At 57.9% G+C, this 25,092-nt stretch carries 31 protein-coding genes; 5 read left to right on the top strand and 26 right to left on the bottom strand.

The genetic code is table 11. The features are described 5' to 3' along the window. Nucleotides 1-65 precede the first annotated feature (65 nt). From soxZ to Q1W40_RS11005, 12 genes are all read right to left on the bottom strand, one after another. Nucleotides 66-377, bottom strand: coding sequence for a thiosulfate oxidation carrier complex protein SoxZ (gene soxZ / locus Q1W40_RS11060; RefSeq protein WP_199222305.1), 312 nt, complete (start codon nt 375-377; stop codon nt 66-68). A gap of 48 nt (nt 378-425) precedes the next feature. Next, the gene (soxY, locus tag Q1W40_RS11055) at nt 426-881 is read right to left on the bottom strand and encodes a thiosulfate oxidation carrier protein SoxY (protein WP_108325862.1); all 456 of its coding nucleotides are present in this window, start codon (nt 879-881) and stop codon (nt 426-428) included. A 69-nt stretch (nt 882-950) separates the two neighbouring features. Next, nucleotides 951-2,027 carry a c-type cytochrome gene (locus tag Q1W40_RS11050; RefSeq protein ID WP_300711845.1) on the bottom strand — a complete coding sequence of 359 codons (1,077 nt, stop codon included), beginning with the start codon at nt 2,025-2,027 and terminating at the stop codon, nt 951-953. Then, nucleotides 2,011-3,375 carry a sulfite dehydrogenase gene (gene soxC / locus Q1W40_RS11045; protein ID WP_233250115.1) on the bottom strand — a complete coding sequence of 455 codons (1,365 nt, stop codon included), beginning with the start codon at nt 3,373-3,375 and terminating at the stop codon, nt 2,011-2,013. Before soxC ends, Q1W40_RS11050 begins: the two co-directional genes overlap by 17 nt. Nucleotides 3,376-3,397: 22 nt before the next feature. Next, nucleotides 3,398-3,703, bottom strand: coding sequence for a metalloregulator ArsR/SmtB family transcription factor (locus tag Q1W40_RS11040; RefSeq protein WP_108325857.1), 306 nt, complete (start codon nt 3,701-3,703; stop codon nt 3,398-3,400). Between the two features lie 129 nt (nt 3,704-3,832). Beyond that, nucleotides 3,833-5,164: an outer membrane protein transport protein gene (locus Q1W40_RS11035; protein ID WP_300711842.1), complete on the bottom strand. Its 1,332-nt coding sequence runs from the start codon at nt 5,162-5,164 to the stop codon at nt 3,833-3,835. Nucleotides 5,165-5,188: 24 nt separating this feature from the next. Continuing rightward, complete coding sequence (locus Q1W40_RS11030; RefSeq protein ID WP_108325852.1) at nt 5,189-5,761, bottom strand: DUF302 domain-containing protein; 573 nt, start codon at nt 5,759-5,761, stop codon at nt 5,189-5,191. 127 nt (nt 5,762-5,888) lie between these two features. Then, complete coding sequence (locus Q1W40_RS11025; protein WP_300711841.1) at nt 5,889-6,212, bottom strand: hypothetical protein; 324 nt, start codon at nt 6,210-6,212, stop codon at nt 5,889-5,891. A 117-nt stretch (nt 6,213-6,329) separates the two neighbouring features. After that, the gene (locus Q1W40_RS11020) at nt 6,330-6,638 is read right to left on the bottom strand and encodes a c-type cytochrome (protein WP_108325850.1); all 309 of its coding nucleotides are present in this window, start codon (nt 6,636-6,638) and stop codon (nt 6,330-6,332) included. A gap of 112 nt (nt 6,639-6,750) precedes the next feature. After that, a complete protein-coding gene (locus Q1W40_RS11015; RefSeq protein WP_300711840.1) occupies nt 6,751-7,131 on the bottom strand; it encodes a rhodanese-like domain-containing protein in 381 nt (126 codons plus the stop codon). Between the two features lie 308 nt (nt 7,132-7,439). Further along, complete coding sequence (locus Q1W40_RS11010) at nt 7,440-8,030, bottom strand: Crp/Fnr family transcriptional regulator (protein WP_300711878.1); 591 nt, start codon at nt 8,028-8,030, stop codon at nt 7,440-7,442. 162 nt (nt 8,031-8,192) lie between these two features. Beyond that, entirely contained in the window at nt 8,193-8,678 is a 486-nt protein-coding gene (locus tag Q1W40_RS11005) for a hypothetical protein (RefSeq protein ID WP_233250113.1), read from the bottom strand. 96 nt (nt 8,679-8,774) lie between these two features. On the opposite strand from Q1W40_RS11005, the gene Q1W40_RS11000 reads away from it, so the two are divergent. Beyond that, nucleotides 8,775-9,839 carry a YeeE/YedE family protein gene (locus Q1W40_RS11000; RefSeq protein WP_233250112.1) on the top strand — a complete coding sequence of 355 codons (1,065 nt, stop codon included), beginning with the start codon at nt 8,775-8,777 and terminating at the stop codon, nt 9,837-9,839. Nucleotides 9,840-9,925: 86 nt separating this feature from the next. Next, nucleotides 9,926-11,032: a YeeE/YedE family protein gene (locus Q1W40_RS10995; protein WP_300711836.1), complete on the top strand. Its 1,107-nt coding sequence runs from the start codon at nt 9,926-9,928 to the stop codon at nt 11,030-11,032. Nucleotides 11,033-11,044: 12 nt separating this feature from the next. Here Q1W40_RS10995 and Q1W40_RS10990 read toward each other — a convergent pair whose 3' ends face one another. The 5 genes from Q1W40_RS10990 to Q1W40_RS10970 form a co-directional block, all read right to left on the bottom strand. Beyond that, the gene (locus tag Q1W40_RS10990; RefSeq protein WP_300711834.1) at nt 11,045-11,665 is read right to left on the bottom strand and encodes a c-type cytochrome; all 621 of its coding nucleotides are present in this window, start codon (nt 11,663-11,665) and stop codon (nt 11,045-11,047) included. A 77-nt stretch (nt 11,666-11,742) separates the two neighbouring features. Next, nucleotides 11,743-13,017 carry an FCSD flavin-binding domain-containing protein gene (locus Q1W40_RS10985; protein ID WP_300711832.1) on the bottom strand — a complete coding sequence of 425 codons (1,275 nt, stop codon included), beginning with the start codon at nt 13,015-13,017 and terminating at the stop codon, nt 11,743-11,745. Nucleotides 13,018-13,028: 11 nt separating this feature from the next. Then, entirely contained in the window at nt 13,029-13,334 is a 306-nt protein-coding gene (locus tag Q1W40_RS10980; protein WP_300711830.1) for a c-type cytochrome, read from the bottom strand. A 44-nt stretch (nt 13,335-13,378) separates the two neighbouring features. Further along, nucleotides 13,379-13,789, bottom strand: coding sequence for a DsrE family protein (locus Q1W40_RS10975; protein ID WP_300711828.1), 411 nt, complete (start codon nt 13,787-13,789; stop codon nt 13,379-13,381). A 78-nt stretch (nt 13,790-13,867) separates the two neighbouring features. Beyond that, nucleotides 13,868-14,191, bottom strand: a complete 324-nt coding sequence (locus Q1W40_RS10970; RefSeq protein WP_300711876.1) for a metalloregulator ArsR/SmtB family transcription factor — start codon at nt 14,189-14,191, stop codon at nt 13,868-13,870. A 211-nt stretch (nt 14,192-14,402) separates the two neighbouring features. Between Q1W40_RS10970 and Q1W40_RS10965 the strand changes: the two genes are divergently transcribed. Beyond that, nucleotides 14,403-14,981, top strand: a complete 579-nt coding sequence (locus Q1W40_RS10965) for a rhodanese-like domain-containing protein (RefSeq protein WP_300711826.1) — start codon at nt 14,403-14,405, stop codon at nt 14,979-14,981. 29 nt (nt 14,982-15,010) lie between these two features. On the opposite strand, the gene Q1W40_RS10960 is transcribed toward Q1W40_RS10965, so the two are convergent. Both Q1W40_RS10960 and Q1W40_RS10955 read right to left on the bottom strand, forming a co-directional pair. Next, nucleotides 15,011-15,412 carry an RNA-binding S4 domain-containing protein gene (locus Q1W40_RS10960; protein WP_300711825.1) on the bottom strand — a complete coding sequence of 134 codons (402 nt, stop codon included), beginning with the start codon at nt 15,410-15,412 and terminating at the stop codon, nt 15,011-15,013. Between the two features lies 1 nt (nt 15,413). After that, nucleotides 15,414-16,370, bottom strand: a complete 957-nt coding sequence (locus Q1W40_RS10955; protein WP_300711823.1) for an SDR family oxidoreductase — start codon at nt 16,368-16,370, stop codon at nt 15,414-15,416. 47 nt (nt 16,371-16,417) lie between these two features. Between Q1W40_RS10955 and Q1W40_RS10950 the strand changes: the two genes are divergently transcribed. Continuing rightward, nucleotides 16,418-17,458 (top strand): CDP-6-deoxy-delta-3,4-glucoseen reductase, encoded by a 1,041-nt coding sequence (locus tag Q1W40_RS10950; protein WP_300711821.1) that lies wholly within the window; start codon nt 16,418-16,420, stop codon nt 17,456-17,458. 3 nt (nt 17,459-17,461) lie between these two features. Then, a complete protein-coding gene (locus Q1W40_RS10945) occupies nt 17,462-18,424 on the top strand; it encodes a tripartite tricarboxylate transporter substrate binding protein (RefSeq protein WP_300711819.1) in 963 nt (320 codons plus the stop codon). 208 nt (nt 18,425-18,632) lie between these two features. Here the strand turns inward: Q1W40_RS10945 and Q1W40_RS10940 are convergent, their stop codons facing one another. The 7 genes from Q1W40_RS10940 to Q1W40_RS10910 form a co-directional block, all read right to left on the bottom strand. Then, nucleotides 18,633-19,349 carry an ABC transporter ATP-binding protein gene (locus Q1W40_RS10940; RefSeq protein WP_300711817.1) on the bottom strand — a complete coding sequence of 239 codons (717 nt, stop codon included), beginning with the start codon at nt 19,347-19,349 and terminating at the stop codon, nt 18,633-18,635. Between the two features lies 1 nt (nt 19,350). Next, complete coding sequence (locus Q1W40_RS10935; RefSeq protein WP_300711816.1) at nt 19,351-20,124, bottom strand: ABC transporter ATP-binding protein; 774 nt, start codon at nt 20,122-20,124, stop codon at nt 19,351-19,353. An 11-nt stretch (nt 20,125-20,135) separates the two neighbouring features. After that, nucleotides 20,136-21,212 carry an ABC transporter ATP-binding protein gene (locus Q1W40_RS10930; RefSeq protein ID WP_108325823.1) on the bottom strand — a complete coding sequence of 359 codons (1,077 nt, stop codon included), beginning with the start codon at nt 21,210-21,212 and terminating at the stop codon, nt 20,136-20,138. 17 nt (nt 21,213-21,229) lie between these two features. After that, nucleotides 21,230-22,159, bottom strand: a complete 930-nt coding sequence (locus tag Q1W40_RS10925; protein ID WP_300711813.1) for a branched-chain amino acid ABC transporter permease — start codon at nt 22,157-22,159, stop codon at nt 21,230-21,232. 188 nt (nt 22,160-22,347) lie between these two features. Then, the gene (locus tag Q1W40_RS10920) at nt 22,348-23,646 is read right to left on the bottom strand and encodes a replication-associated recombination protein A (RefSeq protein ID WP_300711811.1); all 1,299 of its coding nucleotides are present in this window, start codon (nt 23,644-23,646) and stop codon (nt 22,348-22,350) included. A gap of 16 nt (nt 23,647-23,662) precedes the next feature. Next, nucleotides 23,663-24,283 carry an outer membrane lipoprotein chaperone LolA gene (gene lolA / locus Q1W40_RS10915; protein ID WP_300711874.1) on the bottom strand — a complete coding sequence of 207 codons (621 nt, stop codon included), beginning with the start codon at nt 24,281-24,283 and terminating at the stop codon, nt 23,663-23,665. 53 nt (nt 24,284-24,336) lie between these two features. Continuing rightward, the coding region (locus Q1W40_RS10910) for a DNA translocase FtsK (protein WP_300711808.1) at nt 24,337-25,092 on the bottom strand (756 nt) is incomplete at its 5' end.

The raw sequence follows: 25,092 nt of genomic DNA, 5'->3' as shown, positions 1-25,092 counted from the left end.
AAATTCTTGAAACGAAAAAAGGGTGAAGCCCAGAAAACTTCACCCCTTTGAGCACGCGAATGCTATCAGGACACAGTCGCTTCGTCTGTGCGGGTATCGCCCTTGTTGTCTTTCCAAGTCACAGCGACTTTGTCGCCCGCCTTGGCACCCTTGATGGCAAATTGCATGAAGGGGTTCTTGGACACGGCTGGGCCCCATTCAGCGGCCAGCACTTGCTTGCCGTTCAAAGTGGCGGTGACTTCCTGGATATACCAAGCGGGGACCAGTTTGCCGGCGGCGTCTTTGCGCTGACCGGATTCCATCTCGTGGCTCATGAGCACGCGGACGGTGGCTTTGTCGCCGGAGGCTTGGGCACGAATGCGCATTGGATCTGCCATTTTTTTCTCCTAATCTTTCAATGATTCTGTTGAAAAGCAATTGGGCGATTAACCGCCGCAACCGCCCAAAGTGACTTTGACTTCCTTCTTGGCGAAGAAAGCCTTGCCGTCGGCCATGATGGCCACAGCGTAAACGTCAGACGACTGGCCCATCTTGGCGCGGGTCGCAAAGTTGGCTTCAACAGCATCGCTCACGTGGAACATGGCCACCAAAGCTGCAGGGTTCTTTTCGACCAGGATCAACAATTGTTTGACGCCAGCCAAAGTAGTGCTGGCACCCAAGGGCACCACGGCTCCGTTTTCAGCGATGTCCGGACCGGTGATGGTCACATCCTTGCTTTCGGCCAGGCTGGCAGCGCCATAGGCCTTGGCTGCATCCTGAACGGATTTGGCATCAAAGCCGGCTTTGTTGAAAGCAGCGTGGGCGAACTGAGGAAAGCCAGCCGACGCCAGCAAGCCGGCAACAACAGCACTTTGCTTGAGTGTCTCGCGACGAGTTTGCATCTGAAATCTCCTTGATGATTGAATGATGCTAGTGAAATTGGTTCAGCAACACTACGGGAGTATCCCGCATTACTTGCTGGCCCCCTTGGAAATCCATTCGGCAATTTTCTTGGCGTCTGCATCAGGCAGCGTCTGTGGGGGCATCGGGATAGGACCCCAGACACCCGAACCACCGGCCTTGATTTTGCCAACCAAATAGTCAACCTTGCCTGAGTGCTTCTTGGCAATCTCATTGAAGCCTGGGCCAACCACTTTCTTGTCTACACCATGGCAAGCGGTACAACTGTATTTGTTCAGCAAGGCGATGGCTGCTTTGGCCTCGGCGTTTTCTGGCTTGGCTGGCGCTGCCGAAACAGGGGCTGCAACAACAGGCATGCCGGCCTTGGCTTCTGGCTTGGTGGTGTCCACCCCGTGCTGCTGGCCCACCAGGCGGTTTTGTTCCGCGAGGTTGCCGTGCGCGTTGCGGGCGAAGTCGGGCAAGAAGGACGCCAATTTCGGCTCAGGCGTGCAATCTTTCATGCAGATTTTGTTATCGGTATCTGGCTTTTTGACGCCACCAAATTCCTTGCCGGGCCACATGGCGTGCTGGGTCGTCATGCCGTTGCGGTTGGGCATGCGGTTTTGCACGTCAGCGATGTTTTTGTCCGACAGCACGAAGTCATCGGGCACCACATTGCCCAAATTCAACAAGAACGCCGTCACGGCATAGACTTCTTCTGTCGTCAACGACTTCGGAGCGGTCCATGGCATGGCGCGGTTGATGTAGTCCCACAAAGTCGACACCGTCGCCACCTTCATGATGGTGGTGCGGCCTGGATAGTCCGAGCGATTCAAATTGGCCACGCGGCCTGTCTTGACGTCTTCGGCGGTGGTGCCACCAATCAGCGGACTGAACACCTCACCAGACTCACCGAACACGCCGTGGCAGTGGGCGCATTTGCTTTCCCACACGTCTTGGCCTTTGGCCACAGAACCCGAACCTGCAGGCAATCCTTTGAAGTCCGGACGCACATCAATGTCCCACTTGGCGACTTCTTTGGGCGTGGCATCACGACCCACACCAGGATATTTGGTCGCTTGCGCAGAAGCCAAACCTGCCACCGCCAGCAAGGCGGCAGTCAAAACGGCATTACGAAACCTGGACATTTTTCACCTCACCGTTTTCCTGAACCAACCACGACTGGATGGCGTTGTTGTGATAAATCGAGCGCGTTCCGCGAACACCGCGCAACTGCTGGTATGTGGGTTGCACATGACCTGTTTCGTCTTGAGCACGGCTTTGGATGATGGCGGGCTTGCCATCCCAGACCCAGTCCAGATTGAAACGCGTCAAAGCTTTGGAGAGCACAGGCGTTTCCAGACGTGCCTGACGCCAGTTTCGACCGCCGTCTGTGGACACGTCCACACGCTTGATCTTGCCTTTGCCCGACCAGGCCAGGCCCGTGATGTTGTAAAAACCCTTGTCCAGCAAAACCTGGCCGCCAGAGGGCGTGGTCACAACGCTCTTGACTTCCTGGATGTTGGTGTACTGACGGTGCAAGCCACCGGGCTGCAAATCGATGTAGTGAATCGCTTCGTCTTTGGCGGCGTAAGGCTTGTCGCCCACTTCAATGCGGCGCAGGTACTTGACCCAGCTCACGCCCTGCACACCCGGCACGACCAAGCGCAAGGGGTAGCCGTTTTCCGGGCGCAGCATTTCACCGTTCTGTCCATAAGCCACCAGAACTTCGCCAGAAGTGATCAAGCTCATCGGGATGGTGCGCGTCATGGACGAGCCATCTCCGCCTTCGGCCAGAATGAACTTGCCGTTTTTCAAGTCAGCACCAGCCAACTCCAAAAGAGTGATCAAGGGTACGCCCGTGAACTCGCTGCACGACAACATGCCGTGGGTGTATTGCACCGTGGGGACAGCCACATTGCCCCAATCGACAGCGGTGTTGGCACCGCATTCGATGAAGTGAAAGCGCGACACCGATGGCAAACGCATGATCTCGTCCATGGTGAACACCATGTTCTTTTTGACCATGCCGTTGATCATGAAGCGGTGCTTGGACGGATCGATGTCCCACCAGCCTTGGTGGTGACGCTCGAAATGCAAGCCACTGGGTGTCACGATACCGAACAAGGATTGCAAGGGTGCAAACGACACCGAGGCCTGTGTGGTCTGTGTCAGACCCGGGCTCTGACGACGTTGCAAGTTGGCTTCAAATTTGGAAGGCTTGCCGTAACCTTCAACCGCCACGCCCTGCCCCAGATTGGTCGCATGCTCAGGCAAGTTCAAGATGTTGGGGTCGCCGCCCTCAGTCGGCACAGGGTTGCCCTGGGCCATGGCCATGGGGGCAGCTGCACCGGCAGCCGCCGCTGCAAAAGCGTTGCGAATGAAATCGCGACGGCCTTTTTTGCCTTCGGCATAAACCTCTTTGATGCCAGTTTGGGTCAGGAAGTTCTCCGGTGCTTTTTGCACCCTCCCTGAGTTGATGTTGTCTTCTTTCACACAAACTCCTCGTTTTGAGTTGTCAATTCACGGCCACGTCGGTGGCGACTTGTGTACACACCGCACGGCAAACCACCACAGCTGTCTCGTCTGCAATCCGATAAAACATTTGAGCACCTTGGCGACGTTTACCCAAAACGCCTGATCTGTACATGATGTTCAGATGTTGGGACATATTGGGTTGCGCCACATCAATGCTCTCGAGCAATTGCCCGACATTTTTCTCACCCTGACACAGCTGGCTGATGATGCGCAGACGAATCGGCGTGGACAGTACGGCAAACAACTCTGCCGCCTTGTCGAAAACCTCATCAACCTCATCGCTCATGCACTGCTTGCCATTAAGTTCGTATATTCGGATGTGCGAATATATACGATAAATGATGAATCTGAACCAGGGATTACAGGGGCAACAGCAACTGATCAGGATAAACCCTGATCAGTTGCACCTGCGGACTCAATAGCGGTAGCTCAGCAACATCTGATAGTTGGTCTGGCTGTGGCTGATGGTCAAAGGCATCTGCCCCGATGTATTGACGACCGTCACAGTCGGCGCATGGGACATCGCAGCATCCACGCTGACCGACTTGCTGAGCTTGTAGCCAAAACCTGCGGTGTAGTGGTTCTTCACAATCGCCGGGAACAAGGGATTGACGGTGCCGTCAGGAATGGGGTTAGATGCATGGTTGTAGCCCGCACGCAAGGTCCAGACGTCATCCAATTGGTAGGCACCACCCAAGGCCACGACCGTTTGGTCTTTCCAGTTTTGAGGCATGGTGAAGTTGACATTACCCCCCATGGTGGCGCTGTCGTAGCGCATGGAAAAACCCTTCATCACACTTGACCAACCGAGGCGCTTGACATCTGCTGCCACCAACAACTTGGGGCTGGCTTGCCATGCCAGGCCCACTGTGGTGGATGCCGGCATCTGGAAGTTGATCACCGAGATCTTTCCTGCATCTGCGAACCCGCCAGGGCCACTCATGCTCGCACCGGCCGCTGTTGTTGTCATGTCGCTGAGGTTGGTCTTGAGATGATGACTCAATCCCAGAGACAAGTCTTTGTTAGCCTGGAAAACCAGTCCCAACTTGCCCGTCCAGCCAGAGCCTTTGGCAGCACCCGTGAATTTATTGGAATTGCTGAAATCAATACGTGCCCATGGCGCCGCCGCCAACCCTGCAGCAGCCGCTGCGATGTTGCCCGAACCACCCGTGACCATGCCACCCAACTGTGCACCACTGGCGGCCATCTTCATGTCCAAGCTGGCCCATGAATAGTCGAGAGAGGCGCCAATATTCAACTGCTCATTGACCTTCAAGGCCACCGGGAAAATCACGCGCCCCACTGCCAACTCGGAACGCACGTCCTTGCCGCTTTGCATGGCCAAGAACGTGTCAGCGCCGTATTCAGTACCCATCCCACCTTGACCAAAAACACCCACACCCCAGGTCATGCGGTCGTCTTTGCGAACCCAGCCCATGGCGGGCATGACATAAGAAGTTCCGCTGGACGATGCCGTCGGCATGCCGGTCATGCTGGATTTGACGTTGGGTCCCAAAACACCCAACGCCACATCCAGGCGAGAACCATTGGCCCCCAATTGCAAAGTAGCGGGGTTGTTCATCATGGCCGCCGTGCCATTGTCAAACGCCGTGGCAGCGCCGCCCATGGCCAGCGATTGCGGGCCATAGCCCTCCATTAACATGCCGTTGGTGGCGTGTGCCGACAAAGAAGCCAACAGCAAAGCCGATGCAGCGACAGTGGCGCGCAGTGTGTGTGTCGTTTTCATGTTTTGTCTCCTCGTGTTTTTAAATCAGAACTCGCCCTTGGAGCCACGCTCCATCATTTCCCAGATGGTGTCGCGCACAGCGCGGGCCTCTTCCTTCAGGGGAGAAGGCAGCTGACGCCCCATCTTGACCATCATGTCCATGTTGAGGGTGTACATCCACAGGCCGTCTTCTTTCTCCACCAAGGAAATTCGGCAAGGCAAATACGCGGCCATGTGCGGGCTGAAGTCCACCATGCGGCGAGCGGTGGTAGGGGTGCAGAACGAGTACACCGTCAGCAGTTTTTGTTTTTGGCCGGTGCGTGCTTCCAGCTCTTTCGACAAAGGCAAGGTGCCCACGTCTTTCATGTTGCGCTCGGTGGCCACTTGCTTGAGCACTTGCTCAACTTCATTGGCGGTCACACCGGCCTTGACTTTGCGCTCCCAGGTGGTGGCCACTGCGATGTCGCCATTGCCATCAACCCAGCGGTCCCACATGCGACCAGCCTCTGCAGCAGCGCCTGTCTCGAGCTTGCCCATCGTGCTGATGGTGCCGCAGCCGGTCAACCAGACCGAACTGGCCAAAACGCCCCACTTCACCCAGGTCCAAGATTTGCGCATGTGTATCTCCTTCAGATTTGCTGCAATCAAACGTGGTGTCACTGCCCACGCACGGACACCGTTTGATACAAATCATCAGGTATATCGCCAAAAGCTAATATAGGAAATACCCTATATAAGCAATGGTTTATTTAAATTTGTAATGCTCTCGGTTCAAAACAGCAGCCACCGCATTGACCTCTTCAGGAAACATGCCCATGTTGAGTTCTGTGTTGCATTGCTCGACCATGCCGCGCAACAAACCGGCCGTGTTGATGCGTCCCTTGGGCTTGTAAATGGCACTGCCATCACCGGGAACTTTGGAGGCATGGCATTCCACGCATTTGTTTTCTGCGATCAGCTTTTGCCCCAACTTGAGGTCTGCATCTTTGAAAATCGCGGGCTGGGCGTGCGCGGTCATCGACAGCAACAACAGCGAGCCCACAAGCAAGGAAGTCTTGATCACGTTCATACTTTCTATCCCCAAAAAAAACCGCTCCCGAGTCGCCCCGGAAGCGGAAGGATAAAGCCACGAGTACCAGTCGGGCTTTTCAATTTTTCATCCAATTGCAAGCAATTGGAGTGGACATCACTTGGCGCCAGCCAGGATCCAGGCGGCCAAAGTGTTGGCATCGGCATCACTCAAAGCAGCTTGTGCAGGCATGGGGATCGGACCCCACTTGCCAGAGCCACCTGCTTTGATGCTCTTGGCCAGATTGGCCGCAGCGTCTTTTTGACCCGCATATTTCTTAGCGACATCTTGGTAGGCAGGGCCCACCACTTTTTTGTCAACGCCATGGCATGCCATGCAAGCGTTCTTCTTGGCCAGATCCAAATTGGCGAAAGCGGGTGCAGCGAAAGCAGCAGAGGCCGCAATGAGTACAGAAATCAATTTCATGGGAGCTCCTTGTGTTGAATATCAATGGCGACTAATTTAACGCATAAATCAGCTTCGGGGTTGACGAAATGCATCCCAAAAAATCAGTGCTTTCACTGATTCAGCCTGGTTTTTAATCAAATGAGGGTTGCTCTAGCTTGACCACCGGCTTGCCAGCGGCCAGCCAAGCATCAAAACCCCCAGCAATCGATTTGACACGCAAATAGCCCATGGCTTGCATGCTCTGCGCGGCCAGCGCAGCTCGGCCACTGGTCTTGCAATACAACACCACATGGATGTCTCGCGCAGCCAAGGCGGGCGTTGCACTGAGTTTGAACTCCAGCAAGCCGCGAGGCATCAAAACTGCGCCAGCCAAGTGGCCAGCGGCAAATTCATCGGCTTCACGCACGTCAATCAACACATCGGCTTCCCTGATGGCTTGTTCAGCGTCTTTCAATGCGATTTCTTGTGTACAGCTTTTGGCATCGGCCACCAAATCATGTGCGGTTTTCATGGGGGATTCCTTCAATGTTGGGGGGGTTAATGTGGCTGATGAATCAACAGATGGACAAAAGCCTCAAGTCCGGCGGCACCCTGATCATTCAGGGCTACACAGCAGCTCAACTGAAGTTCAATACGGGCGGGCCAGGCAAGCTGGACCACATGTATGACGAGACCATGGTGCGCGAGGCTTTTGTCGATTACGACATCATCGATTTGCAGACCTATGAAGCCCAGATTGACGAGGGCACGGCCCACAAAGGCATGTCAGGGCTGCTGGGCTTGACGGCGAGAAAGCGCCGAAACCCCAGCCAGTGCCGTTCAGAGCATCAGCATTTTTTCGTCCAGTATTTCATACCGGCGTCCCTGCTTGTCGCAGGCTTTCAGAGCACCATCACGCACCAAGCCAGAAATTTCACGACTCACAGTTTCAAGCTTGAGATCGAGCATCGCCCCCATGTCGTCGCGCGCAAAAAAAGCGGTGAAACGGGGCTCTTCAGGCTCTCGCATTTTCAAGGCCAGGCTCGCCACACGCTGACGTGCAGTACCGAAATTCAGTTCTGCCAACCAATCGTCGGCATCTTTCAAGGCTTGCTGCCACTTTTGCATCAAGCGCAAATGCAAGCGGGGAGAGTTCGCAGACAGATGGTTGATGACCGACAAAGGAATTCGACAAACACTGACATCCACCATGGCAACGGCTTCGCTGTCATAGCGGCCGGTCACCAAGGCCTCCAGCCCAATCACATCGCCAGGGCGCAAAACCCGAACAATCCGCTCACGACCATCCACGGTGGCACGCACCAACTTGACGGTGCCCTTTCTCAGCGTGAACACACCTTGCGCTGATTGACCTTCAGAGTACAAGATGGCGTCTGACTGAAAGCTCAGGTCATCAATGGGCGTGTGCATGTCGCTGAAGTCTTGCTCATTGAGATCGGCAAACAACACCATGTCTCGGATGCCGCAACTGCGGCAATCCGAGGTGCCTTGCCAAGCGGAATCAATGCGAATTGGAATCATGGCTAATTGTTAAGTAGGCGAGTAGCTTTTGACAGCACACAAAGAACTCACTCAAAGCGCCTGCCGAGCCTTGAGCAATCGCTCTTCCAGATAGGGTCCATAAAAATCGGGCAGGTAACCGCCCTCCATTCTCTCTGCAACTTCTTTACCACCTGGACCGAAAAACAGCAAAGTCGGGGCAACAGAGATGCGCCACTGCTTGATCAATTGATCGTGCGTGGTCGCACGTCCTTGGAAATCCAGAACACCCTGAACACTGCGCATGTCCAGCTGCACGATGGGCGTTCCTGCTTTTTGCATGGGCACCAAATGGCTGCTGCGGGCAATACGGCAAAAGGCACAGCCCTCCAAGCTCACCATGACGATCAGGGCTTGCTTTTGCTGCAAAGCCTTGGCCAATTCAATCTGCAGGGAGGGGGGAGATGGCAAAAGTGCTGGCATGACCGATTGGGCGCCCCCCACTTGGGCCCACGCCAAAGTCACCAGCCCCAAAAACTGGCGACGGTGCGAGGCGAAGTACAAAATGGGCTCTTTCATGAATACCGATCAAAAAACCAGGAAAATACACAATGTATTGTCAATCAGTTTAGGCAAGACGAAATATAAGCAATTATCAAATTATTGGAGATCAATGTGAATCTTGCAAGCCTGCTGGAAACCTGGGGAGACGCCAATGTGCTGGCCGCAGGCGGCGCGATCATCGGCTTGGTGTTTGGTTTTGCTGCCCAACGTACACGTTTTTGCGCCCGTGCCGCAGTCCTGGAATGCTGTGAAGGCCAGGCTGGCGAGCGCCTGAGCGTCTGGCTCCTGGCTTTTGGTGCCTGCTTAATGGGTGTACAAATCCTGGTGGCCTTAGGCTGGCTTCAACCTTCGGTCAGCCGTTTCATCGCGCAGCCGGGCAGCATATCCGGGGCTGTGTTGGGAGGCTTGTGCTTTGGTGCCGGCATGATTTTGACGCGCGGCTGCGCCAGTCGTTTGTTGGTGCTGTCGGCCAATGGCAATTTGCGCGCCCTGCTGTCTGGTTTGGTGTTTGCCGTCACGGTACAAGCCACGATTGGCGGTTGGTTGGCGCCCTTGCGCAGCACATTGAGCCAGTTGTGGCCCGTGGACGGCGGGGCATCGCGCGATTTGTTGGTCCTCAGCGGGATGGGTTCGGTGGGTGGTTTGATTCTTTCGACCTTGGTTTTTGTCGTTGGCCTGGCGTTCTTCATGCGCCACCACGCGGGTCGCTGGGCCTTGGGCTTGGGCGCGACAGTGACTGGCCTGACCATCGCGATGGGCTGGGGGCTCACACAGGCCGTTGCAGGCGCATCGTTTGAACCGGTGGCGGTACAAAGCCTGAGCTTCAGCGGCCCCTCCGCCGAGTGGTTGATGCGGGTCCTGTCCACGGCCAACGCGGCCAGTTGGGGTTTTGACACCGGCGTGCTGCCTGGTGCCTTTGTGGGCTCCTTGATCGGGGCTTTGCTCGGTCGTGACTTCAAATTTGAAGGCTTCAAAACCGAGAACAAGCTGGGGCATTACTTGTCCGGGGCGATATTGATGGGCTTTGGTGCGGTCCTCGCTGGTGGCTGCACGGTCGGTGCCGGCATGACCGGTGGTGCGATTTTTGCACTGACCGCTTGGCTCACACTGATCGGCATCTGGATCGGCGCAGGCATGGCCTGGCGTCTGAGCAAAGGCATGGGCTGGGTGGTCTGAATTCGCTTCTTGACCTCCATCAACGCCTAGAACGACTTCGGGCTTAGGATATACATCATTCAACAATGATGTAAATGGAGATTGCCATGCCCATGGCTCAATGGCTGGAAGCCTACGGAAACCCCACGGTGCTCGCCACGGGTGGCGCGCTGATCGGCGGCCTGTTTGGATTTTTTGCCCAGCGCTCGCGCTTTTGCTTGCGAGCGGCAGTGATCGAATTCTGGCACCGCCGTTTTGGCGACAAGCTTTCAGTTTGGTTGCTGGCCTTTGCCTCTGCCGTGATCACCGTACAGCTCATGGTCTTGATGGGCTGGCTGGATACCAACAACGCACGCCAAATCTCTGCCACCGGCAGCCTGTCCGGTGCACTCATCGGTGGCTTGACCTTCGGCATTGGCATGGTCATGACCCGCGGCTGCGCCAGCCGACTGCTGGTGCTGTCGGCCAATGGCAATTTGCGAGCCCTGCTGTCGGGCCTGATATTTGCTGTCACGGCCCAATCAGCACTCTCAGGCGTTTTGTCGCCTTTGCGCCTGGCGATCAGCAGTTGGTGGACCATCCCTGGCGGTGCAGCGCGCGACCTGCTGGCCATCACAGGTCTAGGACACGGAGCGGGCTTGGCCATGGGCGGCGTGTGGCTCATCGCCGCCCTGTATTTTTCATGGCGCTCACCTCAGCGCAGTTTATGGATGTGGGTGGGGGGTATCGGCACGGGACTGATGGTCGCCGCTGCTTGGGGGTTTAGCCAGTGGGTGGCGCGCGAGTCATTTGATCCGGTGCAAATTCAGGGCTTGACCTTCAGTGGCCCTTCTGCCGAATGGTTGATGCGGGTGGTGCAATGGCCTTGGCCACCGATCGGCTTTGAATTCGGTCTGATGCCAGGCGTTTTCCTGGGCTCTTTGGTCGGTGCGCTGATCGGCAAAGACTGGAAGCTGGAAGGCTTCACCGATGGTTACAGCATGCGCCGCTACATCGGCGGCGCGATTTTGATGGGATTCGGCTCCATGCTGGCTGGCGGCTGCGCTGTCGGAGCAGGCGTTACTGGCGGTGCCATTTTTGCCCTGACCGCATGGGTGAGCCTGGTGGGCATGTGGGCAGGAGCGGGCCTGACCGACCGTTGGCTGGATGGCGGCACATCGGCCAGCACCAAGCCATCGGAGCCAATGCCCCTTTCAGGATTTACCGCGCCCTGAGACTGAGCACCGTCATTTGCCGCTCAGGTACTCCGCCACAGCCACCATTTCCAGCGGCGTCATCTTGCTGACGATGGCGTGCATCACGGCGTTGTCATTGGTGCGTTCGCGCTTGTTGAACTGTTGCAACTGCGTGGCGATGTAGTCTGCATACTGACCAGCAAGGCGAGGTAAAGCCGTTGTCCCTTTGGCTTCCGCCCCATGACAACTGGCGCAAGCGGCCAGACCGCTGTACTTGTTGCCCTGGTGGTAGATGTACTTGCCAACGGCCGCCAGACCCTGGTCTTTGGCAGGCTCCACCGCAACGGCTTGTTTCTCAAAAAATTTACCCAAAGCCACCATCTCATCGGGTGTCAACTTGGCCACCATGTCAGCCATGGCTGTGCTCTTGCGCTTGCCACTTTTGAAGTTCTCGAGCTGCTTGGCGGTGTATTCCCAGTGCTGACCGGCCAGACGCGGGAACACTTCACTGGACGATTCACCCTCTGCGCCGTGGCAAACAAAGCAAACTCCACCCACGATTTTTTTGGCGCGCGCTTCATCCGCCTGGGCCATGGCTGAATTGCCCAGCGCCGCAAAACCCAGCAGCAAAGCTGCTTGCAACAGGCGGCGGGATGTGACTGTTTTTTTCATGATGTACCTCGACTTGCAAAAAATGGCCGTAAAAAAACGCCGCGAGTCTGGCGACTGCGGCGTTTTCCGATTGAACCTCACGCCAGCGTATCGGCCCAAATGTTACGCGACCAAGCGTGGGCATAGCGGCCCTCCAATTCGTTGGCTGCGCTGGACACACCACCGGAGCCCGGCACCGTCAGCATGGTTTTCTTTTCCGCATCGTAGCGGTGCACGCTGGCCACGTGGACCACGTCTTCCGAGCTGACAAAGCTGTAGCAGGTGTTGTTGTAAATCGGCATGGGATTGACCTCTTTGCCCATCAACAAAGCGATCACCGCTGCAGCGCAGGTTTTGCCGTGTTGGTTGGCCATGTGGCCAGACTTGGGCATACCCGGGGCAATCTGGATCGAATCGCCAAGCACATGGACGTTTTTGGCAGCCTTTGACTCGAAAGTCAGGAAGTCGACCTCGCACCAGCGCTTGTTGGCCGTGGCCAGACCTGCGTTGACGGCGATGTCACCCGCACGCATTTCAGGAATGACGTTGAGCACGCTGGCCTTGATGTCGTCGTTGAACTCGAACTTCAAGGTGTTGGTGGCGGCGTCCACATCGGTCACTCGGTGTTTGCCACGGTATTCGACAATGCCTTTGTAACGCTCGGTCCAAGCCTTCTTGAACAAGGGACCTTTCGATGTCACGTCGTCGTTGGCATCCAAAATCAGCACCTTGCTCTTGGGCTTGGCCTTGGTGAAATATTCAGCCACCTGGCAAGCGCGCTCGTAGGGGCCGGGCGGGCAGCGGTAAGGCGCCAAAGGGATCGACATGGCGAACACACCGCCATCAGGCATGGCTTCGAGTTGCTTGCGCAGCGTGACGGTCTGCTCGCCCGCTTTCCAAGCGTGCATGACTTTGTCTTTGGCACCTGCCTTGGCCATGCCAGGCAAGGTTTCCCACATGAAGTCCACGCCGGGCGAGACGATCAAGCGGTCATAAGCCAGCTCGGTGCCACCGGCCAGCTTGACGATGCGCTTTTCCGCATCAATGGTGTTGACGCGGTCCTTGATGATGTTCACACCGTGGCGCTTGGTCAGGTTGTCATAGGGGGTGGTGATCTCGGCGATGGTCTTGCTGCCGCCAATCACCAAGTTGGAGATGGGGCAGGAAATGAACGCATCGTTGGGCTCCACCAAGGTGACCTGAATTTTGTGCTCAGACCACATGCGCAGGTATTTGGCCGCCGTAGCGCCGGCATAGCCACCGCCAATGACCACCACTTTGGGGCCGCTGCCGCCACCCACTGTGGCACAACCCGAAACCAAACCCATGGCTCCCAGTGCGGAACCTGTCTGCAAAAAATGACGACGTTGCATGGCTGTTTTCCTTATTTCTTTTGGGCGGCAAAGTAGCCAGCGATGGCGACGATCTGCTCGTCGGAATAGCCCTTGGACAGCTGGTGCATGATGGTGGCGGGCTTGCGACCCGTCTTGAAATCCAGCATTTTCTTGACCATGTCGTCCTTGTTGGCACCGGCCAACGACTCCATGCCCGGCTGGGCGCGCCCATCGGTGCCATGACAAGCCGAACAAGAGGCCGCCATGCTGCGCACGTGAAGCGGATCAATCTGGGCTTGCGCCAGGCCAGACAGTGCCAGCAGCGCAGTGGCGCTCAAAGCGTGTTGAATTTTCATGAAAACTCCTCAAAAAACGGATTGATGACGGTCCTCATGGACCATCACGGGCGCAGATAAACAAAGCCTTCTTTGGCTTGCAGTTTGGCCACTTCAGCAACACCCGAAGGAACCACCTTGGCTTCCATCTGGACCTTGTCTGCAGAGATTTTGCGCGAGACCAATGTGTTGTTGCACACACGGAACTCCACCCCTTTGCCCACCAGATCGCTCACGCTGCCTGCAAAGGGTTGGTCCATCTGATTGGTTGCACCATCCAGAAGAAAATCAATTCCCAAGCCGTGGGTCACCACCACAATCTTGGCTGTTGGGTCTGCATTGAGGTGATTGCGCATGTTGCCAATCGCGCGTGAGGCTTGGGGAATGCCTTCACTCAAGTGGTAAACCACCTTGATTTGCGCCATGCTCAAGGTGCAGGCCAACAAACCTGAAATCAATAATAACCAACGCTTCATTCGTGTCTCCTGATAGACTGATATTAGCGGCTCATCCTACATGGGCACGACAGTGAAAACCCGACTCGAAACTGACGCTCAACTTTCAAGATCGGTTTGTTGACACACTGCCCGGCAAATGTTGACGATGTTGTTGTTGACGATCCTGTAGTAGATCTGAACGCCTTCTCGGCGTTTGTCCAATACCCCTGCCAAATAAAGCGTGTTCAAGTGCTGTGACATATTGGGCTGTGTCGTATCAATCTCCGTGAGCAATTCACCGACATTTTTCTCGCCACTGCACAAGCAGCTGATGATCCTCAAGCGCATGGGTGCCGACATGACGCGAAAAACCTCTGCAGCTTTTTCGATTTGCTCATCCGAAACGGCAATGGACCGGTCCCCTGCAGATTTATGGGTCATTTTGACCATAGAACTTCCCGACTTATTTCAGAATTGAAACGTGATTGTCACCCAAAACACATTGACAGATCTTGTCGCACAACTATTTGGGCGCAATCAAGGCGCCCCTGCGGGATGGGGATAACCCTGACTCAGCCATTGATGCAAATCAAGGCAAAACAAAGCCTCCAAAGTCAGGATCCCCTGATACTCAACTTTTTGAACAATGACCATGAAAAGCATTTCAGCTTGGCTCTTAGGAATTGGTTTTGCAGGCGCTGCCTTTGGCCAAGCCGCCGTCATTCCCGTAGGGACAGCCTTGAACATTTTTGACAACCAGAAATCCGTTGTCGTGAAAACCACCAAAGGCCCGGTTGAAATCACCCGTGTCATGACCGTGGCTGCCAAAAACGGCGGCACCTTGCAGCCCTTGGTCCCCGTCGCCGGCGTTCACCCCGTCGGTGAGATCGAAATTTTGGAAGCCCTGAGTGACCGCAACGCCTTGGTCGTGGACATGCGGGACACCAACGACCGCGTCAAAGGCACCATCCCGGGCTCCGTGGGCATCCCCTACACAGAGGTGGCCTCGCGTCTGAGCGAATTGGGTTGCAAAAAAACGGGCAGCCAATGGAACTGCACCGAGGCCAAGAAAATTTTTGCTTTCTGCAATGGGCCCGTCTGTCCACAAAGCCCCATGGCCATTCGTGCCATGACACGAGAGGGCTTTCCGGCCAACAAAATTTATTACTACCGCGGCGGCATGCTCGACTGGGATGCCCTCGGCTTGACCATGGTGAAAGACGAGTTCTGAAGCGCAGACCATTTCAAGTCACCCGGGCTTCAATCGATGCCGGCACTCCAGCGGTCGTCCCAGGTTTTCTCGATCTGACGGCGATCCCGCTTGGTGGGTCGTCCCTGCTCGATGCTCAGCGCAGGCTCGCGCGACAAACGGTTCATTTCGGCCAGTTTTTGCCGCTGCGCCAGGCTTTCGGCAGTTTCCTCGTAAAGCAATTGCGCCACCGGCGCTGGCCCCCGCACGCCACTGACGGCCTTCACCCGTACGGTGCGTTCCACTGGGCCTTGCCGCATGCGCACGGTGTCACCCGGTTTGACTTCGCGCGAGGCCTTGGCATCTTGGCCATTGATCTGCACACGGTTCTTACCGATCTCGTCGCTGGCGATGCTGCGGGTCTTGAAGAACCGCGCCGCCCACAGCCATTTGTCAATGCGCAGCGAAACCATATCAGCTGCCGAACAAGGCCGTTTGCGGACTCAAGCCATCGCGCACATGCGGGTAACGCAACTTGAGTCGCAGCTCCTGCTTCATGCGGGTGTTGTCCAACCTGCGCGATTCGTTCATGAAGCTCAGCAACATCAGCGGCAAGGCGGTGTTGGCGTCATGACGCGAAATGCGCGGGGGCTTGGGTAAACCATACAAACCGGCCGCCAGATCGAAGTAGTCGCCCATCTTCAAGTCGGTGTCGTCGTTCACATTGACCACACGCTGCGGCTTGCCGCGCCACAAGGCAGCGGCGCAGGCTCGGGCCAGGTCGGTCGCGTGGATGTGGTTGGTGTACACGTCTTCTTTGGGCACCAGCACCGGTGTGCCTTTGAGCAAACGCTCGCGCGGCGTGCCGCCCTCGCGGTCGGCCGCATAAATGCCTGGAATGCGCAAGACGCTCACCCGCACACCGCTGCGGCCCAAAAACCGCATGGCCATCTCGGCGTCCACACGGCGCTGGGCTCGGGGCGTGTGCGGCTTGACGGCACGCGATTCGCTGACGCGTTCGCCTGCACAGTCGCCGTATACGCCGGTGGTCGAGCCATAAACCAACACCTGTGGGAGCGTGCGTAAACGCAGCACACGGCCCAAGGCCTGGGTACGGGGGTCGTGCTCCCAGTCGCCACGGCGCTCACTGGGCGGCGGGGCCAGATGAATCACCCGGTGCGCAATGCCCGCCAAGCGGCGAAGGCTCGCGGCATCGTCCAGATCACCCTGCAAAGGGGTGATGCCACAAGCGCGCAGCAAACGCACACGTTCGGGCGACGAAGTCAGCGCCATCAGGCGCACACGCTGGCTTTGCGGCGCACCCAACTGGCCTGCGGTGCGCAAGCCGACGTCGCCACAACCCACAATCAGGACACGCTGACGGCGAAACCGGGCGGGCAGTGCGCCCAAGGGAGTTTGGTTTGAAGGCAAAATCAGAGGTTCCGGGTCAAAGACGATCCCTCAAGGATACCGAAAAGATGAGCTTCCAAATTTCCGTGCAGCCCAGCGGCCGCAGCTTCACCGCCGACGAGAACGAAACCCTGCTCACGGCAGGCATCCGCCAGGGCATCGGCCTGCCCTATGGCTGCAAGGACGGCGCCTGCGGTTCGTGCAAGTGCAAAAAGATCTCGGGCACCGTGGTCCACGGCCCCCACCAGGCCAAAGCCCTGAGCGACGAGGAAGAAGCCCAAGGCCTGGTGCTGACCTGCTGCGCCACCGCCCAAAGCGACGTGGTGCTCGAATCGAAACAAGTGACCGCCGAAGGCGGCTTGCCCGTCAAGAAGATGCCGGTGCGCGTGGTCAGCCTGGAGAAAAAATCACACGACGTGATCGTGCTCAAACTGCAACTGCCCGCCAACGACGTGATGAAGTTCCACGCCGGTCAGTACATCGAGTTCTTGCTGCGTGACGGCTCACGCCGCAGCTACAGCATGGCCAACGCCCCGCACACGCTGGAGGTGGCTCCACCCACGGTGGAGCTGCACATCCGCCACATGCCCGGCGGCAAGTTCACCGACCCGGTGTTCACCACCATGAAGGAAAAAGACATCCTGCGCGCCGAAGGCCCGTACGGCAGCTTTTACCTGCGTGAAGACAACGAAAAACCCATCGTGCTGCTGGCCTCGGGCACGGGCTTTGCGCCCATCAAGGCGCTGATCGAGCACATGCAGCACCGCGGTATCACCCGCCCCGCCACGCTGTACTGGGGCGGTCGCCGCCCCTCTGACCTGTACATGGCCGACTGGGTGGAGGCCCGCCTGGCCGAGATGCCCAATCTGCGCTACGTGCCCGTCATCTCCAACGCCGAGGCCGAAGACCAGTGGTCTGGCCGCACCGGCTTTGTTCACCAGGCGGTGTTGCAGGACTTTCCCGATCTGTCAGGTCACCAGGTCTATGCCTGCGGTGCGCCCATCGTGGTGGATTCGGCCAAGCGCGACTATGTGTCGCAAGGCGGTTTGCCTGAAGAAGAGTTTTACGCCGATTCGTTCACGTCGGAAGCCGACAAGGCCAAGGCCTGAACCATGCAACGCCGTGACTTTTGCCTGAGTGCCATGGCTTGCGGTCTGGCCACCTCGGCCTGGGCTCAAGGCAAGCCGATCCGCATCATCGTGCCTTATGCGGCGGGTGGGCCCATCGATGTCACGGCGCGAGTGCTGGCCGAACGGGTCAAAGACACGCTGGGCACCGTGATCATTGAAAACCGCCCCGGCGCTGGCGGCAACCTGGGGGCTGACCTGGTGGCCAAAGCCGCACCCGATGGCCTGACGATTGGCGTTGCGGCCACCGCCACCCACGCCATCAACCCCTGGCTTTTTGCCAAGATGCCTTATGACGCGGCCCGCGACTTTGCGCCCATCACGCAAATGCTGCGCGTGCCCAATGTGCTGGTGATGAACGCCGAAACCGCACAACGCCTGAAGATCAACACCCTGGCCGATTTGGTGGCCTATGCCAAAGCCAACCCTGCCAAGCTGAACTTTGGCTCAGGTGGCAACGGCAGCGCGGGGCATTTGGCGGGTGAAATGTTCAAGCGGGCTGCAGGTATTTTTGCGGTGCACATTCCGTACAACGGGGGCAACCCGGCCCAGCTGGCCTTGCTGTCGGGACAGGTCGATTTCAACTTTGACAATTTGGCCACGGCTGCAGCCAACATCAAGGCCGGCCGACTCAAGGCCTTGGCCGTAACCACAGCACAGCGCAGCAACGCCCTGCCCGACATCGCGAGCATGAACGAGACCTTGAAAGACTTCTCGATCGAAACTTGGTGGGGTCTGGTGGCACCTGCAGCCACGCCACGCGATGTGGTCGATCGGCTGAACAAGGCTTTTGTGACTGCGCTGCAAGCGCCCGAAACCAAAACACGCTTTGCCCAGTTGCTGGCTGAGCCGGTGGGCAACACGCCCGATCAGTTTGGCGCGTTCATGAAGAAAGAACTGACACGCTACGAAACCGTGGTCAAGGCCAGCGGTGCTCGCGTGGACTGAAGACTGCTGGACGCGAGTCAAGGGAATTGAGCCCCGTGCAGCGGTCATACCGGACGAAGATCCGGTATCCACTCCACGTGCATGCTGACAAGGTGGACCCCGGATCAAGTCCGGGGTGACACACACGGGTCCGAGGGGATGCACACACGACTCCTAAGGATGCATACACGACTGTCATACCGGACTTGATCCGGTATCCAAGCCAGGCTCACTCGCCCAGATAAGCCGCTCGCACCTTGGGGTCTTCCAGCATGTCTTTGCCCACACCGGTCATGGTGATCAGGCCGGAGTCCATGACATAGCCGCGGTCGGCAATGGCCAGCGCACGGCTGGCGTTTTGCTCCACCAGCAGCACCGTCACGCCCTGGGCGTACACATCGCGCACGACTTCAAAGATCTTGTCGACCATGATGGGTGACAAACCCATGGAGGGTTCGTCCAGCAGCAAGACCTTGGGGCGGCTCATCAGCGCACGGCCCATGGCCAGCATTTGCTGCTCGCCACCGGACATGGTGCCCGCCAGCTGGTCCTTGCGCTCACGCAGGCGCGGGAAAATGGTGAACATCTTCTCGATGTCGTCGGCGATGCCTGATGCGTCAGAGCGGATGTAGGCGCCCATTTGCAGGTTTTCGGTGATGGTCATGCGGGTGAACACGCCACGGCCTTCGGGCACCATGGCCAGGCCTTGTTTGACCAGGTCCCACGGGCCCTGGCCCTTGATGCTCTTACCCAGATACTCGATGTCACCGGCTTGCAATGGCAAAGTGCCGGTGATGGCTTTCATGGTGGTGGTTTTGCCCGCACCGTTGGAGCCGATCAGCGAGACCAGTTCGCCTTCGCGCACTTCGAGGCTCACGCCCTTGACCGCTTGAATGCCGCCGTAGCCGACTTGCAGGTCTTTGACTTTCAAAAGGATGTCGGCCATCTCAGTGTCCTCCCGTGCCCAGATAGGCTTCAATCACTTTTTCGTTTTTCTGAACATCGGCCGGCGTGCCTTCGGCAATCTGTTTGCCGTAGTCGAGCACCGTCACGCGGTCACACAAGCCCATAACCAGCTTCACATCGTGCTCGATCAGCAAGATGGTGCGGTTGTCCTTGCGAATGCGGTCAATCAATTCGCGCAATTGCACTTTCTCGGTCGCGTTCATGCCAGCGGCCGGTTCGTCCAGCGCAATCAGCTGCGGGTCGGTCGCCAAGGCGCGGGCGATTTCCAGTCGGCGCTGGTCGCCATACGACAAGGTGCGCGCCTTGAAGTCGGCGTATTTGCCAATGCCCACGTAATTCAGCAACTCTTGTGCACGCTGGGCAATGGCAGCCTCTTCGGCCTTGAAGCCGGGTGTGCGGAAAATCGCACCCAGCAAACCCGAATGGGTGCGCACATGGCGACCCACCATCACGTTTTCGAGCGCGGTCATTTCGGCAAACAAACGGATGTTCTGAAAAGTGCGGGCAATGCCCGCCTTGGCCACTTCGTGCACGGCTGTGGGCTGGTAGGGCTTGCCTGCCAGCTCAAAGGTGCCGCTATCGGGCGTGTACAGGCCGGTGATCACGTTGAAGAACGTGGTCTTGCCTGCGCCGTTGGGGCCAATCAGGCCATAGACCTGACCGCGCTGGATGGTCATGCCCACATCGGTGAGTGCTTGCAAGCCGCCAAAACGTTTGGAAATGCCTGCAACCTGGAGAACAATATCTTGTGTCATGTGCGGGTCTTTCATTTCGTCTTGAGCGCTTTGCCGTGCTCTGGCGATGGCCACAGGCCACGCGGCCGCATCAACATGATCACGATCATGGCCAGCGCCACCAGCAACTGGCGCAAGATGGATGCATCCAAACGGCCATCGGTCAGCGCCTGCAAAGGCCCGGCCACGTAGCGCAAGACCTCTGGCAAGGCCGACAACAAGACAGCGCCCAAAATCACACCGGGCAAATGGCCAAGGCCCCCCAGCACCACCATGGCCACGATCATCACCGACTCCATCAGGCTGAAAGATTCGGGTGAGATGAAGCCCTGAAAGCCCGCGAACATGGCACCGGACACCCCACCGAAAGTGGCTCCCATGCCAAAAGCCAGCAGCTTCAAGTTGCGGGTGTTCAGGCCCATGGCCTTGGCGGCGATTTCGTCTTCACGAATCGCCATCCAGGCACGGCCGATGCGCGAAAACTCCAGGCGGTGCGAGATCAAGATGGCCACCAGCACCAGACTCAGGAACAGGTAGTAGTACAGCGAGACCGAAGAGATTTCGAAGTCACCGACCATCAGCTTCTTGCCCAAATTGATGCCAAAAACCGAGATCGGATCGATCTGGTCCAGGCCCTTGGGGCCGTTGGTGATGTTGACCGGGTGGTCCAGGTTGTTCATGAACACCCGGATGATTTCACCGAAACCCAGCGTCACGATGGCCAGGTAGTCGCCCCGCAACTTGAGCGTGGGCGCACCCAGCAACATGCCAAACAAGCCCGCCAATGCGGCACCCACCGGCACGATCAACCAGATCGGCATGTGCATGCCCGCAGGGAACACGGCGGCGATCCATTCGAAGGTGTTGGTCAGGTGCGGCGAAGACAGCAGGCCGTACATGTAGGCCCCCACCGCGAAGAACGCGACGTAACCCAGGTCGAGCAACCCGGCGTAGCCGACCACGATGTTCAGGCCCAGCGCCAGCAGGATGTAGAGCAAGGCCATGTCGGCGATGCGGACCCAGGCGTTGCCAAAGCCCTGAAGGATGAGCGGCAGCACGATGAGCGCCACACCCACCAAGATGAATTGAAGTGTTTTGTTGTTTTTCATGACAGCAGTCCCTTCGATCAAGCGCGGTCTGCCACGCGTTCACCCATCAGGCCCGAGGGGCGCAGGGTCAAAACGATGATGAGGACGATGAATGCAAAGATGTCGGTGTAGTGGCTGCCCAGCACACCGCCGGTGAGCTGACCGATGTAGCCCGAGCCAATGGCCTCGATCAGGCCCAGCAAGATGCCACCCACCACAGCGCCCGACAGGTTGCCAATGCCACCAAACACGGCGGCGGTGAAGGCTTTGAGGCCCGGCAAAAAGCCCATGGCGTGTTGCGCCGTGCCGTAGTTGGAGGCGTACATGACGCCCGCAATGGCCGCCAAGATGGCGCCAATCACAAAGGTGGCCGAAATCACCATGTCGGGCTTGACGCCCATCAGACCGGCCACACGCGGGTTCTCGGCTGTGGCCCGCATAGCGCGGCCCAGTCGGGTGTAGTTGACCAACCACATCAGCACCGCCAGCGAGACGGCTGTAACGCCCAAAATCATGATTTGCGTAGGGGTGATCACCGCACCCGCCACATTGATCGGGGTGCTGGGCAGCAAGGTGGGGTAGGCCTTGTAGTTGGGCTTCCAGATGATCATGGCCAGGGTCTGCAGCAAGATGCTCATGCCAATCGCCGTGATCAGGGGCGCCAGCTTGGGGCTGTTGCGCAAGGGGCGGTAGGCCACTTTCTCAATCGTGAAATTGAGCGCGACGGCCACCACGCAGGCAATCAAGGTCGCCAGGATCAGGATCAGCCAACCCGGCGCCCAGGGCATGGCGCCCTGCATCATGCCGATGGCCGACCAGCTCGTCAGGGCGCCCACCATCAGCACTTCACCGTGCGCAAAGTTGATCAGGTTGATGATGCCGTACACCATGGTGTAGCCCAAAGCCACCAAGGCGTACATGCTGCCCATGACCAGGCCGTTGATGACCTGCTGCAAGAAGACGTCCATTTTTTTCTCTCCGAATGTGGACCCGGTCTTGCCGAGTCGCGCCAGGAATGGCTTTTGAATACCCAGACGCACCTTTTGGGTGATTCCAAATACATAGCAAAAACCCCGCCAATGGTGCTTTTTTCGCTGGCGGGGTTGAGGAATTGTAGAGAAGGCGGGATGCCGACCGCCTTGGATTTGCTCAGGAATTACCCTGTGGCCGAATTGCGTTTGCGCAGTTCTTCCAGTTTGTCGGCGATTTTGATTTCCAGCCCCCGGCGTACAGGGCGGTAAAAGCCCGGATCGGGCATGCCTTCCGGCAGGTAACGCTCCCCAGCGGCAAAGCCGTCTTCTTCGTCATGGGCGTAACGGTAGCCCTTGCCGTAATCCAGCTGTTTCATGAGCTGGGTGGGCGCATTGCGCAAATGCATGGGCACAGGACGCGTGCCGTCTTTCTTGACGAAGGCTTTGGCTTCGTTGAAGGCTTTGTAGGCCGCATTCGATTTGGGGGCCATGGCCAGATAGATCACGCACTGGGCCAGTGTCAGCTCACCCTCAGGGCTGCCCAAACGCTCGTACACATCGGCCGCATCCAGCGCCAGACGCAAAGCGCGGGGATCGGCCAAACCGACGTCTTCACTGGCCATGCGGATCAAGCGCCGCGCCATGTAGCGCGGATCGGCACCGCCATCGAGCATGCGCACGAACCAATACAGTGCGGCATCGGGGTCCGAGCCACGCACCGATTTGTGCAAGGCGCTGATGGTGTCATAGAACTGCTCGCCACCTTTGTCGTAACGGCGCATGCGCTCGCCCAACACCCGCAACAACCAGGCATCGGTGACCGGGTCGATCTTTTCGCGGCCCGCCGCCATCGACAAAGTCTCCAGCGTGTTGAGCAGGCGCCGGGCATCGCCATCGGCGTAGGCCAGCAAACGGGCCAGGGCCTCGGGCTCGATCGCCGGAACCGCTTGGATGCCTTGGGCGCGCAAGACGATGTTTTTCAAATCGTCTTCGGTCAGCGATTGCAGCACATACACCGCCGCCCGCGAGAGCAAGGCCGAATTGACTTCGAAGGACGGGTTCTCGGTGGTGGCGCCAATGAAGGTGAACAAGCCGCTTTCCACATGCGGCAAGAACGCGTCTTGCTGGCTCTTGTTGAAACGGTGCACCTCGTCCACAAACATGATGGTGCGCTGCGGTTGCAGACCAGTGCGTGCCGCTTGTGCTTTGTCGACGGCCTCACGGATGTCCTTGACACCGCCCAGCACCGCACTGATGCTCAAGAACTGGGCATCAAAGGCATCGGCCATCAAACGGGCAATGGTGGTTTTGCCCACACCAGGCGGGCCCCACAAGATGCAGCTGTGCGGCTGCCCGGACTCAAAGGCCAATCGCAGTGCCATGCCCTCGCCCAGCAAATGTTGTTGACCGATCACCTCACCCAAATTGCGCGGGCGCAGGCGTTCGGCCAAAGGGGCCTGGGGCGAAAGTGGCACGACTGTCATCGCTTGCCTGCGCGCTTCAAGGTCGAATCACATCGGCACCGGCGGGTGCCTTGAACACAAAGCTGGATGCGGGCAAGGCAGGGTTGAGCTCGAACGCAGAAAAACTCAACAGCGAGCGCTGACCCAGGCTGTCCTGCACATCGAGCACGGCCAACTCCACCCCTTTGTCCGTTGTGCGCAAGCCCACCTGCACCGACTGGATTTGACCGTCGGTTTTTTGAGGCGTCGCACGGACCCATTGCAGACCATCGCGATCGGGCTCTGTTTTGAAGCTGAAATCGGTTTTGAGACCTTCCAGGTCAGTGGCCGCCGTCAACAAAGCAACGGGCGTCGAGCCCAACACTTGCGCCTGGTTGCGCGCCGTCACTTGGTTCAAGTCCACATCGTGCATCCAAAGCGTCTGGCCATCGGCCACCAACGTTTGCACAAAGGGCTTGCGGTAATCAAAGCGGAATTTGCCGGGACGCTGAAACTCAAAGCTGCCGCTGGAAGTCTTGCTGCGGCCGACCTGCCCTTGCCGCGCTGGTGAGGTGACCACCTGAGTGAACTGCGCACGGCCACTGCGTGTTTGCTTGATGAACTGCGACAAGGCATCCAGCCCGTCGGCATGGGCCTGTGCAGACAAACCCACCCCCATACAAAACAGCAAGCTGGCAAGCAGCCCATGACGACGTGAAAATTTCATGTGTCTCACTCTGCCCGGGCGGGCACCAAAATTTCGCGTTGACCACTGCCACTCATGGCACTGACAAGGCCCGCTTTTTCCATGTCTTCCACCAAACGGGCAGCGCGGTTGTAGCCGATCTTCAAATGGCGTTGCACCAAAGAGATGCTGGCCTTGCGGTTCTTGAGCACCACTTCGACCGCTTGGTCGTACATCGGGTCTTTTTCGGCGTTGTCGCCTTCGCCCAACATGCCGCCGTCGTCATCAACCGTGCCGCCTTCGAGCACACCCTCGATGTAGTCAGGCTCGCCCTGGCTTTTGAGGTAGCTGACCACGCGGTGCACTTCTTCGTCGCTCACAAACGCGCCATGCACGCGGATCGGGAAACCCGTGCCCGAGGGCATGTACAGCATGTCGCCCATGCCCAGTAGCGCCTCGGCGCCCATCTGGTCGAGGATGGTGCGGCTGTCGATCTTGCTGGACACCTGGAAGGCGATGCGGGTCGGGATGTTGGCCTTGATCAGACCCGTGATCACGTCCACACTCGGGCGCTGCGTGGCCAAGATCAAATGGATGCCGGCGGCACGGGCTTTTTGCGCCAAGCGGGCGATCAGCTCTTCGATCTTCTTGCCCACCACCATCATCAGGTCGGCCAACTCGTCGATCACCACCACGATGTGCGGCAAACGCTTGAGCGGTTCCGGATCGTCCGGCGTCAGGCTGAAGGGGTTGTAGATGAACTCTTCGCGGGCCGTGGCTTCGTCGATTTTCTGGTTGTAACC

Origin of the sequence: Limnohabitans sp., assembly GCF_030158565.1 — a bacterium.
Classification (GTDB): domain Bacteria; phylum Pseudomonadota; class Gammaproteobacteria; order Burkholderiales; family Burkholderiaceae_C; genus Limnohabitans_A.
Note: the sequence above shows the minus strand (reverse complement) of the source record. Positions and strands in the feature narration are given on the sequence as shown.

Bases quoted from the DNA above. Each gene is read 5' to 3' on its own strand.
- soxZ (WP_199222305.1), bottom strand. From the start codon at position 377: ATGGCAGATCCAATGCGCATTCGTGCCCAAGCCTCCGGCGACAAAGCC.
- soxY (WP_108325862.1), bottom strand. From the start codon at position 881: ATGCAAACTCGTCGCGAGACACTCAAGCAAAGTGCTGTTGTTGCCGGC.
- Q1W40_RS11050 (WP_300711845.1), bottom strand. From the start codon at position 2,027: ATGTCCAGGTTTCGTAATGCCGTTTTGACTGCCGCCTTGCTGGCGGTG.
- Q1W40_RS11040 (WP_108325857.1), bottom strand. From the start codon at position 3,703: ATGAGCGATGAGGTTGATGAGGTTTTCGACAAGGCGGCAGAGTTGTTT.
- Q1W40_RS11035 (WP_300711842.1), bottom strand. From the start codon at position 5,164: ATGAAAACGACACACACACTGCGCGCCACTGTCGCTGCATCGGCTTTG.
- Q1W40_RS11030 (WP_108325852.1), bottom strand. From the start codon at position 5,761: ATGCGCAAATCTTGGACCTGGGTGAAGTGGGGCGTTTTGGCCAGTTCG.
- Q1W40_RS11025 (WP_300711841.1), bottom strand. From the start codon at position 6,212: ATGAACGTGATCAAGACTTCCTTGCTTGTGGGCTCGCTGTTGTTGCTG.
- Q1W40_RS11020 (WP_108325850.1), bottom strand. From the start codon at position 6,638: ATGAAATTGATTTCTGTACTCATTGCGGCCTCTGCTGCTTTCGCTGCA.
- Q1W40_RS11015 (WP_300711840.1), bottom strand. From the start codon at position 7,131: ATGAAAACCGCACATGATTTGGTGGCCGATGCCAAAAGCTGTACACAA.
- Q1W40_RS11010 (WP_300711878.1), bottom strand. From the start codon at position 8,030: ATGCACACGCCCATTGATGACCTGAGCTTTCAGTCAGACGCCATCTTG.
- Q1W40_RS11005 (WP_233250113.1), bottom strand. From the start codon at position 8,678: ATGAAAGAGCCCATTTTGTACTTCGCCTCGCACCGTCGCCAGTTTTTG.
- Q1W40_RS10995 (WP_300711836.1), top strand. From the start codon at position 9,926: ATGCCCATGGCTCAATGGCTGGAAGCCTACGGAAACCCCACGGTGCTC.
- Q1W40_RS10990 (WP_300711834.1), bottom strand. From the start codon at position 11,665: ATGAAAAAAACAGTCACATCCCGCCGCCTGTTGCAAGCAGCTTTGCTG.
- Q1W40_RS10985 (WP_300711832.1), bottom strand. From the start codon at position 13,017: ATGCAACGTCGTCATTTTTTGCAGACAGGTTCCGCACTGGGAGCCATG.
- Q1W40_RS10980 (WP_300711830.1), bottom strand. From the start codon at position 13,334: ATGAAAATTCAACACGCTTTGAGCGCCACTGCGCTGCTGGCACTGTCT.
- Q1W40_RS10975 (WP_300711828.1), bottom strand. From the start codon at position 13,789: ATGAAGCGTTGGTTATTATTGATTTCAGGTTTGTTGGCCTGCACCTTG.
- Q1W40_RS10970 (WP_300711876.1), bottom strand. From the start codon at position 14,191: ATGACCCATAAATCTGCAGGGGACCGGTCCATTGCCGTTTCGGATGAG.
- Q1W40_RS10965 (WP_300711826.1), top strand. From the start codon at position 14,403: ATGAAAAGCATTTCAGCTTGGCTCTTAGGAATTGGTTTTGCAGGCGCT.
- Q1W40_RS10960 (WP_300711825.1), bottom strand. From the start codon at position 15,412: ATGGTTTCGCTGCGCATTGACAAATGGCTGTGGGCGGCGCGGTTCTTC.
- Q1W40_RS10950 (WP_300711821.1), top strand. From the start codon at position 16,418: ATGAGCTTCCAAATTTCCGTGCAGCCCAGCGGCCGCAGCTTCACCGCC.
- Q1W40_RS10945 (WP_300711819.1), top strand. From the start codon at position 17,462: ATGCAACGCCGTGACTTTTGCCTGAGTGCCATGGCTTGCGGTCTGGCC.
- Q1W40_RS10940 (WP_300711817.1), bottom strand. From the start codon at position 19,349: ATGGCCGACATCCTTTTGAAAGTCAAAGACCTGCAAGTCGGCTACGGC.
- Q1W40_RS10935 (WP_300711816.1), bottom strand. From the start codon at position 20,124: ATGACACAAGATATTGTTCTCCAGGTTGCAGGCATTTCCAAACGTTTT.
- Q1W40_RS10930 (WP_108325823.1), bottom strand. From the start codon at position 21,212: ATGAAAAACAACAAAACACTTCAATTCATCTTGGTGGGTGTGGCGCTC.
- Q1W40_RS10925 (WP_300711813.1), bottom strand. From the start codon at position 22,159: ATGGACGTCTTCTTGCAGCAGGTCATCAACGGCCTGGTCATGGGCAGC.
- Q1W40_RS10920 (WP_300711811.1), bottom strand. From the start codon at position 23,646: ATGACAGTCGTGCCACTTTCGCCCCAGGCCCCTTTGGCCGAACGCCTG.
- lolA (WP_300711874.1), bottom strand. From the start codon at position 24,283: ATGGGGGTGGGTTTGTCTGCACAGGCCCATGCCGACGGGCTGGATGCC.